Origin of the sequence: Corynebacterium sp. ACRPQ, from assembly GCF_022347225.1 — a bacterium.
GTDB classification, from domain to species: Bacteria; Actinomycetota; Actinomycetes; order Mycobacteriales; family Mycobacteriaceae; genus Corynebacterium; species Corynebacterium tuberculostearicum_D.
Genome location: NZ_JAKRNF010000001.1, coordinates 165,001 through 181,765, shown reverse-complemented (window position 1 = coordinate 181,765; position 16,765 = coordinate 165,001). Strand labels below are relative to the sequence as shown.

Here is a 16,765-nt window from a genome sequence, read left to right as displayed (position 1 = left end):
GTGGCATTCCTCCTTGCGCGCGGGTGGCGGAGACGGACAGGAATCGAACCTGCCAGACCGAGATGCTCGGCCTCACCGGTTTTGAAGACCGGGGCGCCCACCAGGACACGTACGCCTCCGTGTGCTCACCTTACACGGGCATTCCTCGGTACCGGGACACCTACCAGACGCTACATTCACCGCGGTGCGCCACGGTGGCTCCTGCGGCACCCGAGGAGATTCTTTTGCTGCGCATTATTCCCCGTTAATAGGCAGCAAGGGGCTCCCGTATAACTAGTAAAATAGCCGTATGACCGAAGATATTAAGCTCACCTCTTTCGCGGCCGGTGGCGGCTGCGCCTGCAAGATTCCCGCTGGGCAGTTGGAATCCGCCGTCGAAGGCCTCATTGGTAAGGCCGACCCCAACGTGCTGGTCGGCTTGGACGATGGCGACGACGCCGCGGCCGTCAAGATCCAAGATGGTCTGGCGGTTATCTCCACTGCGGACTTTTTTACGCCCATGCTCAATGACCCCTATGACTGGGGACGGGTGGCCGCGGCCAATGCGCTGTCTGATGTCTATGCCATGGGTGGCACCCCGGTTACCGCCATTAACCTGGTGGGCTGGCCCAATGAAAAGCTGAGCCTGGATGTGCTGCGCGAGGTATTGCGCGGCGGCATGGATATAGCCACCGAGGCCGGCATCTCCGTCACAGGTGGGCACTCCATCACCGCGCCCGAGCCGCTCTACGGTATGGCAGCTACCGGCATCGTTGCCCCCGACAAGCTAATGCGCAACGACGCCGCCGAACCCGGCCTGCCCATCACCCTGACCAAGCCCATTGGCGTGGGCATCCTCAACAACAAGCACAAGGCCACCGGCGAGGTCTCCCAGGCCGCGGTCGATTCTATGACCACCTTGAACCGTGAGGCCGCCCGCGCAGCGGTGGAGGCGGGCGTGCGTGCGGCCACGGATGTCACCGGCTTCGGGTTGCTCGGCCACCTGTACAAAATGTGCCGCGCTTCCGGCATCGCCGCGGAGCTCGACTTTTCCGCCGTGCCCACCATCGAAGGCGCGAAAGAGGCGCTGGCGGAGGGCTTCATCCCCGGCGGTTCCCGCCGCAACCTGGACTGGGTGCGTCCCCACCTCGATACCTCCTTGAGCGAGGAAGAGCTGGTGCTGCTTGCCGACGCCCAAACTTCCGGCGGCCTCCTCCTCATCGGCGAGGTTCCCGGCTACCCCGTCATCGGCCACACCACCGAGCGCACCGGCGATGCCTATATCACGGCCTAAGATGCGCCGACGCCTCCCCACTTTCCTCGCCCTCGCCTCCATCGCCCTTGCCGGGGTGGGGCTGGTGGGGTGCTCGTCCGAGGGGGCATCGCCAAGCGAATGCTCCCCTGTTGATATTGCCGCGGTGCGCGAGGCCCTGCCGGATTCGCTCGCTAAGGCGAAGCTCGACCCGCACTCCACCGACGAGGATGAACACTCCTTCTCAGTGCTCTACCGTGCACAGGATAAGGAGCAGGTCAGCCTGCTGGGGACGAAGTATGAGGCCGAGGGCGCACCCGTGTGCCCCGAGGATCCCGATGAGGCGGCACAGCGTTACTTAGAGCTGCTGCACGACGACCTCGATGCCCAAAACGCCGCCCAGCAGCGCCCCGCCAATGAGTACTCCCCCTTCGAGTTCACCGCCGCTGACAGGCGCTTTTATTGTTCTGCCTGGCCGGTCGAAGAGTCAGTGTCTACCACGTGCGTGACCACCGTGGGCGATGTGGCGCTGAACTACTACCTTCACCGCGATGGCCGCGATTCCGCAGCCGAGCAACAACGCATGGAAGACATCGGCTCGGAGCTCGCCCCCGTCCTGCAGGACCTGGACTAGTCCGGGCTCACTACATCGTGGTCGAGGCCCTGCTCGCGCCGGCGCTTTTCCGCCCGGCGCTTCTGCGGCCCGATGGTGGTCTCCGGATTCTTCACCGCTTCCAGCCCGGCGTTAAGCACGCCAAAGCGCGTGCACGCCGAGCCTGCCAACAGCGATAGCCCCGCGGCTACCGAGACGGCCCGCGACTTCGTCACCGCAGCCACTGCACTACCGACACCGCCGGCCTCGATGAAGCATTCCGAAGCCTTCATCAACGCGCCCGGCTTGCCCTCGTGCAGCGCCTCGCGCGGCTCCGGCTCCATGCCTTCTTCAAGAACCTTGGTCGCCACCAGATCGCTGGCCGCCGCGGCCATACCCAACGCGCGGGCCGGTCCCGCGTGCTCGACCGGAGTGGTCACCATAGCCAGGCCTGACGACGCCGCGCCCGCCGAGGAGACGAAAACATACGGCAGGTGCTTTTTCATGTCATTCCACACCGGGTTCGAGGTATTAGACAGCAATACCGCGGTATAGCCCGCGAGCGGACCACCGAGTACGCCCGCGACCGCGCCCGCCGGCCCGGCCGACTTCTTCAGCGCCGTGCGCACAAACTTCGGCAACGGCAGCTTGTGGTCAGTCGCCGCATCCACTTCCGCGGCGGCCGGCAGCGCGGCCACGCTGGCAAATCCCGACAAAATCCACGAGCCCATGGACATTGGCGAGGTCACCTTGAAGACGCGGAACATGTTCAGGGCGCGTTCCGGGCGGCCCAAGTCCAGAATCAAAAAGACCGATCCCACGGCCGCCGCGCCAAAGGCAGAGATCCGCGTGGTGCGACGCAGCGGCGCATTGCCCACGGCCTGTGCACCAGCGGCCAAGAGTCCCGAGCCACCGCTCACACCGCCTAGAAAGAAGTAGGCGCCGATAGGCCATTCCCACGGCGGCGCCTTCACCACTGGGCGGCCATAGTAAGACGAGAACTCGAAGTCTTGCGCCATGCGCTCCTCTTTGGAGCCGTCCTGCGCGCCGGCGCCCGGCCGCTTCCGCTTCTTCTTCGGCTTTGTACCGTCGAATTTCCGGTAGCGATTGCGTCGCTCCGGCTGCGGTGGGCGATACTCATCAAAGTTGCTCATTTGCGTCCCCCAATCAGGAAGGAACCGGCCACGGCCAGCGCCATGCCGCCGATAGCCTTGGCTGCGGTCTTATACATCTGCGGTAAATCGGCCGTCGGCACGCGCGGGTCCGGCGGCAAACCGTAGACCTCAGGTGAATCCAAAAGCAGGAAGATGGAGCCAGTTCCGCCCACGCCATCGTCCTGGTTGGCACCGTAAAGGCGGGCCTCGGTAAGGCCTTGCTCGTGCAGTACGCGCACGCGTTCCTTGGCTGCGGCCAGCATCTCCTCGTACGGGCCGAACTGGATGGAATCAGTAGGACAGGTCTTAGAACATGCTGGCTGTTCGCCCTGCTTCAGGCGGTCGTAGCACATGGTGCACTTTTGGGCCACGCCCAAGTTCTTGATCGGCATCGACTCGCCTGGCGTGTGGTCCGGTCCCTGCGGGGCAAGCTGCTTCAGCTTTTTCAGCACGTTCACGCCGGCATGGGAATTATCCACGTAATCCACCGTGGCCGTCTTGTCGTACTTCAGCGCCACACCGCCGTCATCGCGGCGCTCGATGACGCCAAACGGGCAGCCGGCAACGCAGGTGCCGCAGCCATTGCACACATCATCCTGGACCACAACGGTGCCAAACTCGGTGCGGAACAGCGCGCCTGTAGGACACACGTCCAAGCAGCCCGCATGCGTGCAGTGCTTACACACGTCCGAGGACATGAGCCACCGGAACGTATCCGTATCCGGCGGGGTGGTATCAACCTCTGGGGCCTGCACCCCTACCGAGGGCATACCCAGGGAAATGAGATTCTTTCCCTCCTCGCGGGCATGCTCGATGCGGTCATTGTTTTGCTCCACAAAGGCCACGTGCCGCCAGGTATTTGCACCCAGTGCGCCGGTGTTGTCATAGGAATCACCCGTGACGTCATAGCCTTCAACCGGGTTGCGGTTCCACTCCTTGCACGCCACCTCGCAGGCCTTACACCCGATGCACACGGAAGTATCGGTGAAAAAGGCCATGCGGCGGTACTTGTCATAGCCATGCCGGCTCGCGTTTTCGGTCAGAAGATTTGTCATTTACCTACCTTCTTCGCTTTCCTCGCCCTTCTCGCCGTGCTCATCCGCATCCGCGGGCTGCTGCGGCTCTGGGTTATAGGTGAAGGAATCATCCACGGTGAGCAGATCATTGCCGGAATCCAGGTTCAGGTGCGCGCGCTTCTGATACTCCTTGAGCATCTCCACACGGGCCTCACCACGCGGGCGACGCCCCGGCTGGATATCGCAAGCGCCGATCTTGGAATTCTGGATGAATACGTTCGGCTCCAACGTAAGGCCCAGCAAATCATTGGCACCATCGCCTGCGACGGCCGTGGAATCGGACTCGCCATAGTGATACGGCAAGCCGATCTGGTGGAACTCCTCACCATTGATCTTCATCATCTGCATGCGGTCAGTGACCAAGACCTGCGCCTCAATGACGCCGCGTGGCGAGATGATCGTGGCCCACTTACCGTTTTCCAAGCCACGCTTTTCTGCCAAGGCCTTATCGACCTCGCAGAAAAGGCCCGGCTGCAGCTCCGCCAAATACGGCAGGCGGCGCGACATCGCACCCGAAGTATACATCTCGGTGAGGCGATAGGTGGAAAAGACAAACGGGAACACCTCCGAGCCCGGCTCACCAGGCTCTGGGCGCGACAGGTTGTCTGGGCGCTTAATGGTCAGGCGCGTCGGCGATTGCTGCTGTTTGTACAGCACGTTGTGCACCGGGGACTCGTGCGGCTCATAGTGGGTGGGCAATGGGCCGTCGGAAAGCCCGGTCGGTGCAAAGAGCCAACCGCGGCCATCTGCCTGCATAATGAAGGCATCGGTGCCATCGAGGGCGTCCGGGCCCACGGCGTCGACCGGAGCCTTGTAGTCCGGGGCCTTGGTAGCCGGGAAGTCCGGCACGTCATCGCCAACCCATTGACCCTGGTCAGCGTCCCACCACACATACTTCTTGCGCTCGGACCACGGCGTGCCGTCAGGCTTCGCCGAGGCACGGTTGTAGAGCAGGCGGCGGTTGGCCGGCCATACCCAACCCCACTCGGGAGCTACCTCGTTTTGCTCCGACCCCGGTACCTTGCGCGCGGACTGATTAATGCCGTCCTTAAACACGCCGGTATAGATCCAGCAACCGCCCGAGGTGCTGCCGTCATTCTTCATCTCCACGAAGGCAGGCAAAAGCTCGCCCTTCTTCGGGCCCTCTAGGTAGTAGCCGTTGATCTCCTTGAGGACGTCCTCAGAATTCGGCTCGCCTTCCTCGGTTTCCACATAGTCCCACGTGACCTTCTGCAGAGGAATATCTCGCGGATCGGTGGAATCGCGCAGGCGCTCCTTGATCTTCTTGCCCAGCTGGTAGAAGAACCACAGGTCACTCTTGGCATCCCCTGGTGGCGGGGCTGCCTGGAAGCGCCATTGCAGCATGCGCTGCGTCTGGGTAAAGGTTCCCGCCTTTTCCACGTGGGTGGCCGCCGGCATCAAGAAGACCTCGGTGCCGATGTCTTCGGTCTTAAGCTCGCCGTTTTTAATCTCCGGCGAATCCTTCCAGAAAGAGGCGGTCTCAATCTCCTGGAAATCGCGTACGACCAGCCACTTCAGCGCCGCCAAGCCACGGCGTTGCATACCGCCATTGGACTGCGCGACGGCCGGGTTCTGGCCAAAGACAAAGTAGCCTTCCACCTGCTCATCCAGCATGGCCATGAGCGTTTCATAGGTCGAATGCGCACCAGAAATGCGCGGCATGAGGTCATATCCCCATCCGTTGTCCTTGGTTGCCGCATCGCCCCAGTAGGACTTCATCAGCGAGACCGCGTAGTTCTCACCGATCTGCCAAAAGCCCTTCTGCGACTCATTACGGATTCCATCAACGAACTCTGGCCAGCTTTGCTTATCGACGCTCGGCATGGGCAAATACCCCGGCAACGAGTGGAACAACGTCGGGATATCGGTAGAGCCTTGAATCGAGGCGTGACCGCGCAACGCCATAATTCCCGAACCTGGGCGACCCACATTGCCGGTGAGCAGCTGCAAGATGGCGGCGGTACGAATGAACTGCGCACCCAGGGTGTGCTGGGTAAAGCCCAACGCATAGGCAAAGCAGGTGGTGCGATCCGGCGTGGAATTCCGCGCGATCGACTCCGCTAGGTAATAGAAGTCCTCCTGCGCAATACCGCAGGTCTCCTCCACTACTTCAGGCGTATAGCGCGCGTAGTGCCGCTTGAGAATCTGGAAGACTGAATTCGGATGCTCTAGCGTCTCATCGCGTTCCACATTCCACGACGCGCCCTCCGGCTTCTGTACGTACTGCCACGAATCCGTGACGTACTTACCGGTCTCTGGGTCATAACCAGAGAACAGACCGTCCAGATCTTCGGTGTCCTGATAGTCCTCCGAAATGATCATCGGCGCATTGGTATACGCCACCACATAGTCATGGAAGTACAGCTCATTATCCAACAGGTAGTTAATGACTGCGCCCAAAAGCACCACGTCCGTGCCGCCGCGAATGCCAATGTGGCGATTCGCAAAGGCAGACGTGCGCGTATAGCGCGGATCCACGTGAATGATGCGTGCACCACGCTTCTTGGCTTCCACCACCCACTGGAATCCCACTGGGTGACACTCGGCCATATTAGAACCCTCAATGACGATGCAGTCCGCATTCGCCATATCCTGCAGCGGTTGGGTTGCGCCGCCGCGGCCAAACGAAGTTCCTAGACTAGGAACGGTGGCGGAGTGTCATATGCGCGCCTGGTTCTCGAGCTGAATCGCACCAGCGGCGGTAAACAGCTTCTTGATGAGGTAATTTTCCTCATTATCCAAGGTCGCACCGCCCAAACCGGCGATGCCCATCGTGCGATTGAGCGGACGTCCTTCATCGTCCACATCCTGCCAGCCATTGCGGCGGGCTTCCAAGAAACGATCCGCAATCATTTCCATCGCGGTATCTTCATCAAGATCCTGCCACTCCGTAGAGTGCGGCGCACGATATTTGATCTTGGTAAGGCGCGTAGCGGAGTTGATCAACTGCTCCGAGGCAGACCCCTTGGGGCACAGACGTCCACGAGAAATGGGCGAATCCGGGTCGCCCTCCACCTGGATGACGCGGTCATCTTTGACATACACGCGCTGCGAGCAACCAACCGCGCAGTACGGGCACACCGACTGCACCACGCGGTCCGCTTCCACGGTGCGCCCATGCTTATCTTTACTCTTTTGAGACTGCGTATTGACGTCCCTTCCGAAGGGATCGCCACTGCGCAGCTGGCGCACAACCGGCCAGTTGAGAGGGCTAAAGCGAGACATGTCCTTTAATCTATATTTCACTGGTTAAAAAAGCCACAAAGGCTACCCTAACTAGCTTGCACCGCCCAGAGTGCCCGCTCAATCCCCTCGACGATCTCCGCCAGCTCCATCATGGGCTTATCCGTTTTCTCCTGCTCTGTAATGAATGGGACGTGGACAAATCCGGCGCTTATCCCGGTGCCCGCGAAGTGATGCAAGAGACCATAGAGCAGCTGGTTACACACGAAAGTCCCGGCCGTATTCGACAACCGCGCCGGAATATCCTCCATCGCCGCAACCATTTCCTTTACCGGCAACGTAGAGAAATATGCCGCCGGGCCGCCTTCCACAACCGGTACATCCACCGGCTGATAACCCGCATTATCAGGAATATCGGCATCCATAACGTTAATCGCGACCCGCTCTGGGGTGATATGCGCCCGCCCACCGGCCTGGCCCAAACATACAATTGCATCGACCGCCGAGCCCTCCGCGGCCTCGATCGCCCGACGCAGCGATTCCCCGAACTTCGTCGGGATCACCAGCTTGATGAGCTCCGCGTCTCCAATGCGATCCGGCAGTTGCTGAAGCGCTCGTTCCGTGGGGTTGATGCTCTCTCCGCCGAAGGCGTCAAATGCGGTTACGAGGATTTTCATGCTGCCAGTATTCCAGATCCCGGGCCCTCCCACCCTTCGCGCTCACCGGCAGCGCTTGGATGGCACTTCCCCTTGGTCCCGGTGAGCGGCAAGGGCGTAGGTCCTAATCCCCGCTCCCCTCGCGCTCACCGGGAGCCATACTCCAAGCACTCAGGGCCCTGCCCGTGAGCGCGAAGGGCGGGGTGCCTAACCGATCTGCTGCTTCGTAGTGCAGTCGATCTTCGCGTATGAACGTCCATTCTTATCTACAGACGTCATGGCATAGTTTCCGCCATAAGCTCGGCACCCGGTGTAGTTATCGACCACCGGTGCCGGCCGAGGTGCGGGCTGCTGCTCGGGCGCTTGGTATTCAGCCACCTCGTCGTGCGTTTGTTGCTCCGCTACCTCTACTTCCGGCGCATCGTGCTCCTGCTGACGAATCTCTTCTTTCCGCTCCTCTGCACGGCGGCGTTCTTCTTCCTGGCGCTCCTTCTCGCGCTTCTCTTCCTCCAATTTCTCGATCTCTTCGCGGGCTTGTTTCTCCTTTCCCTCAAGCTCGCGTTCCTTCTTCGCGGCAATCTCCTTGGGAGCATCCGGATACGCTGCTTTCTGGAAGGTGCTTCGAGCATCTTTGTGGCGAGTCAGAACCGCTAATCCGGCCTTCGCAGCTGCTGACTTGTCCAATACATCCTCGTACCCTGCAATATCAGCTTCCCCGGAAGCTGCAAATGCTGCCGCCGCAGCTTCAGCGCCGCTAAGCGCTTCGGCCATGTCCTCATCGCTGGAGACCTTGCACTCGTCCGAGACCCCAAAGATCCCTTCGCCAGCATCTTTAGGGCGGCGTTCGGCGTTGTGCACTTCGTCATAAAACTTGTCGTTTCCACCAAATACGACTGCAGTGGCCAGCCCTTCGGCCGCGACATCCGCGTTAATGAAGTCATCGTCGATAAAGACACCGGCAAGGGTGCGGCCGTACTTGTCGGTCCGCTCGGAGTCATATTCCAACCGAACCTCCGTCCCCTTTGGCAGCCGTCCTTCCAAGTACTGCTTCGCTTCCTCCGCGAGGCACTCACTCGGTTCGCCGTTTTGGCCGATTTCCGGCGTATCAATATTAAGTAGCCGGACGCGGGTATTTTCGCCGTCTATGTCGACGTCAATGGTGTCGCCATCGATCACTCGATTGACCACCACTGCATCTTCATCGCCGCCGCCTAAGGCAACGGACGCCACTGCGCCAACTGCGAAAATGCCAACGAGAGGTTTAACCCAGCCCATGAATGTTCCTCCTGAGAAAGATAGAGAGAGTAGCTACTTAAAGTTAGCAATGGGACACACGTGGTAGTTCAAGCTCCCCTCCCTTCGCGCTCACCGGCGTCGAAAAGCAAGCGCAAAACCACCTCTCCGTGAGCGCGAAGGGTGAGGTTGTGGCCACAGCAAATATCCCGCACCTTGTACCCAAAGAGGTTGAAGGAATAAGCTGAGCGATGTTGAAGTTGAACAGAACAGTATCTGGAAAATAGTCCGATCTGTCCATTTTTATTTTCAAAGGAATCTTAATGTCTCAACAAGAATCTTCGCGCTCCAAGCTTCCAGGCTGGGCCACGGGATTCGGTGCCCAGGTCATCGCGGGCCTTATTATCGGCCTCATCCTAGGCTTCATTGCCTCCGGCATGGATACCGACCCAGACAACCCCGGCTGGTTGACCACCCTACTCACGGGCGTCGGCGGCGCCTACGTCCAGCTACTCAAGGTGATGATCCCGCCACTGATCTTCGCCGCTGTTGTCACCTCCGTCGCTAATCTGCGCAAGGTGGCCAACGCCGCGTCCCTGGCAATCTCCACACTGGTATGGTTTGCCATCACCGCATTCTTCTCCGTCTTGACGGGCATCATCGTCGCCGTCGTGATGAAGCCGGGCATCGGCACAAGCATCGATGCTTCTACCGCGCAGGACCCTTCCCACGTCGGTTCATGGACCGCGTTCTTTGAGCAACTTCTCCCCCAGAACTTCGTGGGCCTTTCTGCCTCGCTTTCCGACGGCGAAGTATCCCTCAGCTTTGGTGCCCTCCAGCTCCTCGTCATCTCGCTAGCCATTGGTATCGCCGCCGTCAAGACTGGTAAGTCTGCTGAGCCTTTCCTGCGCTTTACCGAGTCCTTCCTGAAGGTCATTCAGGTCATCCTGTGGTGGATTATCCGCCTTGCCCCGATTGGCACCGCGGCCCTTATTGGTAAGGCCGTAGCTACCTACGGCTGGGATGCATTGGGCTCGCTGGGCAAGTTCGTCTTGGCCATGTACGTAGGCATGGGCCTGGTATTTGCCGTGATCTACCCGGCAGTACTGAAGTTCAACAAGATCCCGGTCATCGGCTTCTTCAAGCGCGTGTGGCCCGTGACCTCCCTGGGCTTTGTCACCCGTTCTTCGATGGGCGTCATGCCAGCTACCGAGCGCTTCAGTGAAAAGGCTATGGGAGTTCCGTCCGAGTACGCTTCCTTTGCCATTCCGCTGGGCGCAACTACCAAGATGGATGGCTGCGCTTCCGTATACCCAGCCATCGCTGCCATCTTCGTCTCCCAGTTCTACGGCATCGACCTTGACTTCACCCAGTACCTGCTCATCATCTTCGTGTCCGTTATTGGTTCCGCTGCTACTGCAGGCACCACCGGCGCAACGGTGATGCTCACCCTGACGCTTTCCACGCTCGGCCTGCCACTGGCCGGCGTTGGTCTCCTGCTTGCTATCGAGCCGATTATTGACATGGGCCGTACCGCACTCAACGTCACCGGACAGGTGCTGTGCGCCACCATCGTGGCTAAGCGCGCCGGCATCCAGGACAAGGCAACCTGGGATGCTGCCGAGAACGGCGTCAAGGACATTATGGATTCTGACTCGGCTGAGGCCATCGGCGTCAAGGCTTAAACCAGTCTCCTAAATAGGCAAAAAGAAACGCCCGCAAGGTAATCCTTGCGGGCGTTTAGCTATGCGCTTTTACTTCTTGAGGCCGTCAACACCATCGGTGTCGATCTGCTCCTTGCGCAGCTCCTCGGTGTGAGTCTCGGTGTCGCGAACGGTGTCCTTCTTCAGGTTGATCTTCTCAACCGGAACGGTTTCCTTGTTCACGTTCACGCGCTCCTCGTGCAGGGTGACGGAAGCTTCCTCGGAGTCACCGGAGATGGAGCCGTTGTAGTTCTTGGCATCCTCAGCGTTGATCGGGGTGCGCTCGACGCGAACCTCTTCACGCTCAACCGGAACCTCAACGGACTCGGTGTCGGTCACAACGTACTTGCGCAGGCGAGCCTCACCGGTAGCCACGCGCTCCTTGTTGACGTTGAGCTGCTCCTCGGAACGGATGAGCTCGCCATCGTTGTTGGTGCGTGCAGCTGCAGCGTTGTCAGCTAGACCAGCCTTGCGCTCGGTAGCAGCAGCGTCGGTGGTGTGGGTAGCTGCCTTCTTCTCGTCAGCGTGTGCACCAGCAACGCCTGCGCCTGCAACACCTGCGCCAGCAGCAGCGCCAGCTCCAGCGGTCAGGTTGTGATCCTTGTCAGCGCCAGCCTGAGCGTCGCGCTTGGAGTCAAGGTTGGAATCCTTGTAGTCGGTAACGTCGTGTGCGTTTTCCAGACCGTAGTGCTTGAAGATATCGGACTGTGCCTCAGGGGTCAGCGGCTTATCGGAGTCGAAGTCCGGAGCATCCTTGATGCGGTCCTTGGAGAAGCCCAGCTTCAGGTCGTCGCCGGAGAAGTCGTGTCCACGCAGCGGAACTAGGCTGGAGTTCATGCCGAACAGGCCGTGGTTAACCTCAACGAAGGTAGGCTGGCCGGACTGGTCATCAACGAATACCTCGTTAACGTCGCCCAGCTTCTCGCCGTCCTTGTCGTATGCGGTTGCGTTAAAGAGGTCCTTAATGTTCTTACCCATTGTCAGTAAATCCTTTCTGCTATTGGTATAGCTATCTTCAATCAAACAAAAGGACATTTTCTAACCCCGCCACGTGGAGTGTGGGGGTGAAAATCTCCAATTGATTGCTGTGACAACCACCATACGGAGAATTCAAATTTTTTCGACCGCTAGCGGGAAATTTCCTCGATTTTGTTCACCAAAGCCGAGCTTCATGCAGCTCAGGACGGTTGGTAACAGTTCTATAACATTGGGAAACTGCACCATAAGTACCCAAACCGCGGGAGGCGGATGTCGAGTCTCTCGCCCGCAGCGCCCTAGCCGCGACCCCTCACGATCTCCAAATCGTCCATTGTTCACCACACCCCCGAAATGCGGTGACAGCGGTACCACAGGATTCTTTAAAGAGGGTGTAGTTTTACCCCGCCAATTTACAGGCAACATACAAGCCCGTGCCCCCGAACAGGCCTACACACATATTGGTCTAGTGCGCATACACCACAGTGGTCGGCAGAAAGCTGAGAAGATTAAGCCTTAGCGGAATAGGTACGGACGCCGATTTTCCAGGCCGGCTGGTTCCACATGAATGAACGCACTGCAGCCTGGGTAGAGCTCGTCGAGGGCAATTTCCACTGCGTCTGCAACCTCGTGGGAGTGCATGACGCTCCACTCCCCTGGCACCTCCATGGTCAGGTACACCAGTCTCTGGCGTCCAGAGGCCACGGTGCGACGATCCGTGAACGTTACCGAGTGTTCCTGCTCCAGCCGGGCTAGCAATTGCCTAATATTCTGACGCTCGTCGTCGGGAAGCGCCTCAGAAAGAAGGCTACTCACCGAGTCGCGCAGAAGGCTATAGCCCGTCCACAAAATATTGATGCCCACTGCGAGCGCCACTACAGGATCCAGCCACCACCAACCAGTAAGGAATACGGCGGCGATGCCTATAAGGACGCCGACGGAAGTCCAGACGTCGGTAAGCAAATGGTGCCCATCCGCGTCCAAGGTGGCGGAACGGTAGCGCTTACCTGCACGGATGAGCGCGATACCCACTGCGCCGTTGAGCACGGACGAAAGCGTTGACAACGCCAAGCCCCAGCCCGGCTCTTCAATCGGCTGCGGAACAAAGAAGCGTTGGATCGCCGTGTACACGATCATGCCGGCCGCAATAAAAATCATTGCGCCCTCTACCAAGGCGGAGACGTACTCGGCTTTGCCGTGACCAAACTGGTGGTTATCGTCGGCCGGCTTAGAGGCAATCCGGAGGGCATAAAAGCCGGCGACGGCTGCGACGAGATTCACGATGGATTCGAAGGCATCGGAGAGGAAGCCCACCGAGCCGGTAACCCACGCGGCCAAGGCTTTGAGGATGATGGTAGCCACAGCGGCGGCGATGGATAGCTGCATGAAGCGCTCAAGAGTGCGCTGCTCTGAGCCCATGGAGGACATGGTCACTTCTCCCTTCGGTTCGGTTGCGGACCGAAGGTCTCGTTCACGGCCGCGGGCACTGCGGGCGTTGGCTGGCCGGGCTAAACGCCAGTATGTCGACCAGTCATCTCGGAATTAACCGAGGGAACTACTCCCCTTCAGGAAATCCTAACTTTATAGGGCATGTGACACCGGCGCAAGATCAAAAAAGCCACGGGAAACTCCCGTGGCTTAAATTCGTGGAGCCTTAGTGCTGGCCCTCTGCAAACTCTTCTACCAGCTTGGCATTGAAAGCTGGCAGGTCATCTGGAGTGCGGGACGAGACCAAGCCCTGGTCGCAGTGGACTTCCTCATCTACCCAGGTGGCACCTGCATTGCGCAGGTCGGTCTGCAGGGAGGGGAAGGAAGTCAGGGTGCGTCCCTTGAGGGCCTCAGCATCAGCCAGGATCCAAGCACCGTGGCAGATGGCGCCGAGCGGCAGATCCTTGCTCATGTGGTTGCGCACGATTTCTACTGCGGCCTTGTCCAAGCGGATGAGGTCAGCATTCTCGGTACCGCCAGGCAGAATGATGCCATCGAAAGACTCGCCAGTGGAGTCAACGGTAGCGGCGTCAACGGAAATTTCCGTACCCTTCTTGCCGGTAATGGTGCCGGCCTTTGGGGCGAGGACACGCACGGTAGCGCCGGCGTTCTTCACGGCCTCCAACGGGGAGGTCAGCTCGGAGTCTTCGAAGCCATCGGTAGCGATGATGGCAATGGTCTTGTTATCTAGGTCAGCCATGTTGCAGCCTCCTTTGTTCGGGTACGCCGCCCACAGTAACGCGGAAGTTTCGCCTTCGCTACCTTCTTTTGTGCGTGAGTGGGCGGTGCCTTCTCGCTCTGACAAAGGGCCGGTTCAAAGCGGTGTGGAATTAGCCGCCGATCTTAAAGTCGCACACATCGCCGTCCTGCATGATGTAGTCCTTGCCTTCTTGGCGGACCTTGCCATGCGCACGAGCTTCAGCCATGGAGCCGGCTTCTACAAGATCATCGAAGGAAACAATCTCGGCCTTAATGAACTTCTTCTCAAAGTCAGTGTGAATAACGCCAGCGGCCTGCGGGGCGGCAGAGCCCTGCTTGATAGTCCACGCGCGGGCTTCCTTCTCACCTGCTGTGAGGTAAGTCTGCAGCCCCAGGGTGGCGAAGCCTGCCTTGGCCAAGGTAGCCAGGCCGGGCTCATCTTGGCCTACGGCCTCGAGCAATTCGCGCGCTTCATCTTCTTCCAACTCGAGCAGCTCGGTTTCGGTCTGCGCATCGAGGAATACGGCCTCAGCCGGGGCGACGAGCTGGCGGAGTTCTTCCTTCTTAGCGTCGTCGGTAAGCACTGCTTCATCCGAATTGAAGACATAGAGGAAGGGCTTAGCCGTCATCAGGTGCAGATCGCGCACGAGGGCGAGGTCAATCTCGCCCTCCTTCGCTGCGGCGAAGAGGGTGCGATCATCTTCCAAAATCTCCTGGGCCTTCTTGGTTGCTTCCACCTCGGCGGCCAAGTCCTTATTCTTGCGCGCATCCTTTTCCAAGCGCGGCAGGGCCTTTTCGATGGTCTGGAGGTCCGCAAGAATGAGCTCGGTATTAATAACGGAGATATCGTTGCGCGGGTCCACCTTGCCATCGACGTGAATGACATTGTCATCAGAGAAGGCGCGTACTACCTGGCAAATGGCGTCTGCCTCGCGGATATTGGCTAGGAACGCGTTGCCCATACCCTCACCCTGCGAAGCGCCGGAGACGATGCCGGCGATGTCCACGAAGGACACGGTGGCAGGCAGGATGCGCTCAGAGTTAAACATCTCCGCCAGCTGGGTCAGGCGGGAATCCGGCAGCTCCACCAAGCCCACGTTGGGCTCGATGGTGGCAAACGGGTAGTTCGCCGCCAGGATCTCGGAACGGGTCAGGGCATTAAACAAAGTGGACTTGCCCACATTGGGCAGGCCGACGATTCCTAGTGTAAGACTCACGGGGCCAATCCTAACGCACCCGCCTTCTTTTAAGGCAAGATGGTGGGGTGAATTCTGATAACCAACCGCTGCCCGATGACCCCCAAGCGGGCCTGGGCGATAAGTTTGATGAAAGCTTCGACACCAGCAAGCTGGAGGATGTATCCCCACATCCACCAGGCGATCAGGTAGACCGCTCCGTCATCGCCGGCGAGGTGGTTAAGGCCGCTTCCCTATGGGCCGTTCGCCTGCTCATCATCTGCGTATTCCTCTACGCCCTCTACCGTTTGCTGGGTAACTTCTGGCAGGGGCTTTTGCCAGTTCTTTTGGCCCTTATTATCTGCACCGTTCTGGCACCGGTGGCTAAAAAGCTGCGCAATATTGGCCTTCCCGCCGCGTTGGCGGCCGCCGTAACCATTTTGGTTTCCTTCACGGCCGTCGGCGGCCTCATTGCATTTGTCGCCCCAGACTTCATGCGCCAATCCCGGTCACTGTATTTGCAGACGGTCTCCGGCATCCAAAGCCTTCAGCTCTGGGCCCAGGGTCCACCGCTCAACCTTGATAGCGATGACATGAGTAGCTACATCGACGAGGCGGCGTCCTGGCTGCAGCAACGTGCCGGCGCCATCGCGGGCTCGGTCTTTACCGGCATCGGCACCGCCACCTCCATCTTGGTCACGCTCTTCATCGTGTTGGTGCTGACCTTCTTCTTCCTGAAGGACGGCGCTAAGTTCCTTCCCTGGCTGCGCGATGCCACGGGCAAGCGCGCCGGCTGGCATCTGACGGAGCTGCTTACTCGCGCCTGGAATACGCTGGGCGGCTTCATTCGCGCGCAGGCAGTGGTTTCGCTTGTCGACGCCGTCTTTATCGGCGTCGGCCTCGCCCTTATCGGTGTTCCGCTGGCCATGGCTTTGGCGATCATCACCTTTATCGCGGGTTTTATCCCCTTCGTCGGCGCGATCGTGGCCGGCGCCCTCTCCGTCACCATCGCGTTGGTCTCCCTTGGCGTAACCAAGGCTCTTCTCGTCCTCGGCTTGGTGTTGCTGGTCCAGCAGTTGGAGGGCAATGTCCTCTCGCCCTGGCTGCAGTCCAAGGCCATGGACCTGCACCCGGTCATCGTCTTGGTTTCCGTCACGGTCGGCTCAGCTCTCTTTGGCCTGATAGGTGGTTTCCTCGCGGTTCCGACGGCCGCCATGTTTGCGGTGGCCTACCGCTACGGACAAGACATGATGAAGCTACAGTCAGGCGAAAAGACCGCCGCGGATCTGGACTTTTCTACCGTAGCTGGTTATCTCATCGGCCGCTACACCGAAGACCAAGGGCGCTATAAGCGCGAGGCATGGCTCAAGATGCCGGACTATGCAGCCCCAGAAGGCGCGTTTGCCGACGTCTCCGCGGACGGCGATTCCAATTCCCTCGACGCCGCCCTCAATGTGGAATCCACCCCCAAGGAGCATGACAAGCCCGGCATGCGCGCAAACCTGCGCCGCGCCCGCGACGCCTTCGAAGGCCTTTTGAACGGAGATTCGAAAAAATAATGGGTCGTGTCGGCCGCGCG

At 59.6% G+C, this 16,765-nt stretch carries 13 protein-coding genes and 1 tRNA gene; 4 read left to right on the top strand and 10 right to left on the bottom strand.

All coding sequences use genetic code 11. The annotated features are described in order from the left end of the window. Positions 1-24 precede the first annotated feature (24 nt). Positions 25-119, bottom strand: a tRNA-Sec gene (locus MHY24_RS00875). A 170-nt stretch (positions 120-289) separates the two neighbouring features. On the opposite strand from MHY24_RS00875, the gene selD reads away from it, so the two are divergent. Together selD and MHY24_RS00865 are read left to right on the top strand one after the other, a co-directional pair. Continuing rightward, a complete protein-coding gene (selD, locus tag MHY24_RS00870; protein ID WP_239228035.1) occupies positions 290-1,273 on the top strand; it encodes a selenide, water dikinase SelD in 984 nt (327 codons plus the stop codon). A 1-nt stretch (position 1,274) separates the two neighbouring features. Beyond that, a complete protein-coding gene (locus MHY24_RS00865) occupies positions 1,275-1,865 on the top strand; it encodes a hypothetical protein (protein WP_239228034.1) in 591 nt (196 codons plus the stop codon). Here MHY24_RS00865 and nrfD read toward each other — a convergent pair. From nrfD to MHY24_RS00840, 5 genes are all read right to left on the bottom strand, one after another. Further along, the gene (nrfD, locus tag MHY24_RS00860; protein ID WP_239228033.1) at positions 1,862-2,977 is read right to left on the bottom strand and encodes an NrfD/PsrC family molybdoenzyme membrane anchor subunit; all 1,116 of its coding nucleotides are present in this window, start codon (positions 2,975-2,977) and stop codon (positions 1,862-1,864) included. The genes MHY24_RS00865 and nrfD overlap by 4 nt on opposite strands. Further along, on the bottom strand, positions 2,974-4,032 hold the full coding sequence (locus tag MHY24_RS00855; RefSeq protein WP_239228032.1) for a 4Fe-4S dicluster domain-containing protein: 1,059 nt from the start codon (positions 4,030-4,032) through the stop codon (positions 2,974-2,976). The genes nrfD and MHY24_RS00855 overlap by 4 nt, the downstream gene beginning before the upstream one ends. Further along, positions 4,033-7,299, bottom strand: coding sequence for a formate dehydrogenase-N subunit alpha (fdnG, locus tag MHY24_RS00850; RefSeq protein WP_239228031.1), 3,267 nt, complete (start codon positions 7,297-7,299; stop codon positions 4,033-4,035). A gap of 47 nt (positions 7,300-7,346) precedes the next feature. Further along, positions 7,347-7,934 (bottom strand): pyroglutamyl-peptidase I, encoded by a 588-nt coding sequence (pcp, locus tag MHY24_RS00845; RefSeq protein WP_239228030.1) that lies wholly within the window; start codon positions 7,932-7,934, stop codon positions 7,347-7,349. Positions 7,935-8,120: 186 nt separating this feature from the next. Next, positions 8,121-9,188, bottom strand: a complete 1,068-nt coding sequence (locus MHY24_RS00840; protein WP_239228029.1) for a thermonuclease family protein — start codon at positions 9,186-9,188, stop codon at positions 8,121-8,123. A 281-nt stretch (positions 9,189-9,469) separates the two neighbouring features. On the opposite strand from MHY24_RS00840, the gene MHY24_RS00835 reads away from it, so the two are divergent. Continuing rightward, on the top strand, positions 9,470-10,831 hold the full coding sequence (locus MHY24_RS00835) for a dicarboxylate/amino acid:cation symporter (RefSeq protein ID WP_204609600.1): 1,362 nt from the start codon (positions 9,470-9,472) through the stop codon (positions 10,829-10,831). Between the two features lie 69 nt (positions 10,832-10,900). On the opposite strand, the gene MHY24_RS00830 is transcribed toward MHY24_RS00835, so the two are convergent. From MHY24_RS00830 to ychF, 4 genes are all read right to left on the bottom strand, one after another. Next, positions 10,901-11,827, bottom strand: a complete 927-nt coding sequence (locus MHY24_RS00830; RefSeq protein ID WP_239228028.1) for a PRC and DUF2382 domain-containing protein — start codon at positions 11,825-11,827, stop codon at positions 10,901-10,903. Between the two features lie 513 nt (positions 11,828-12,340). Further along, positions 12,341-13,252: a cation diffusion facilitator family transporter gene (locus MHY24_RS00825; protein ID WP_239228027.1), complete on the bottom strand. Its 912-nt coding sequence runs from the start codon at positions 13,250-13,252 to the stop codon at positions 12,341-12,343. A gap of 226 nt (positions 13,253-13,478) precedes the next feature. Beyond that, positions 13,479-14,012 (bottom strand): type 1 glutamine amidotransferase domain-containing protein, encoded by a 534-nt coding sequence (locus MHY24_RS00820; protein WP_239228026.1) that lies wholly within the window; start codon positions 14,010-14,012, stop codon positions 13,479-13,481. 130 nt (positions 14,013-14,142) lie between these two features. Further along, positions 14,143-15,228, bottom strand: a complete 1,086-nt coding sequence (gene ychF, locus MHY24_RS00815; protein WP_239228025.1) for a redox-regulated ATPase YchF — start codon at positions 15,226-15,228, stop codon at positions 14,143-14,145. Positions 15,229-15,275: 47 nt separating this feature from the next. Here ychF and MHY24_RS00810 point away from each other — a divergent pair, with 47 nt between their 5' ends. Beyond that, positions 15,276-16,745: an AI-2E family transporter gene (locus MHY24_RS00810; RefSeq protein WP_204609608.1), complete on the top strand. Its 1,470-nt coding sequence runs from the start codon at positions 15,276-15,278 to the stop codon at positions 16,743-16,745. The last annotated feature ends 20 nt before the right edge of the window (positions 16,746-16,765 follow it).

Bases quoted from the DNA above. Each gene is read 5' to 3' on its own strand.
- selD (WP_239228035.1), top strand. From the start codon at position 290: ATGACCGAAGATATTAAGCTCACCTCTTTCGCGGCCGGTGGCGGCTGC.
- MHY24_RS00865 (WP_239228034.1), top strand. From the start codon at position 1,275: ATGCGCCGACGCCTCCCCACTTTCCTCGCCCTCGCCTCCATCGCCCTT.
- nrfD (WP_239228033.1), bottom strand. From the start codon at position 2,977: ATGAGCAACTTTGATGAGTATCGCCCACCGCAGCCGGAGCGACGCAAT.
- MHY24_RS00855 (WP_239228032.1), bottom strand. From the start codon at position 4,032: ATGACAAATCTTCTGACCGAAAACGCGAGCCGGCATGGCTATGACAAG.
- pcp (WP_239228030.1), bottom strand. From the start codon at position 7,934: ATGAAAATCCTCGTAACCGCATTTGACGCCTTCGGCGGAGAGAGCATC.
- MHY24_RS00840 (WP_239228029.1), bottom strand. From the start codon at position 9,188: ATGGGCTGGGTTAAACCTCTCGTTGGCATTTTCGCAGTTGGCGCAGTG.
- MHY24_RS00835 (WP_204609600.1), top strand. From the start codon at position 9,470: ATGTCTCAACAAGAATCTTCGCGCTCCAAGCTTCCAGGCTGGGCCACG.
- MHY24_RS00830 (WP_239228028.1), bottom strand. From the start codon at position 11,827: ATGGGTAAGAACATTAAGGACCTCTTTAACGCAACCGCATACGACAAG.
- MHY24_RS00825 (WP_239228027.1), bottom strand. From the start codon at position 13,252: ATGTCCTCCATGGGCTCAGAGCAGCGCACTCTTGAGCGCTTCATGCAG.
- MHY24_RS00820 (WP_239228026.1), bottom strand. From the start codon at position 14,012: ATGGCTGACCTAGATAACAAGACCATTGCCATCATCGCTACCGATGGC.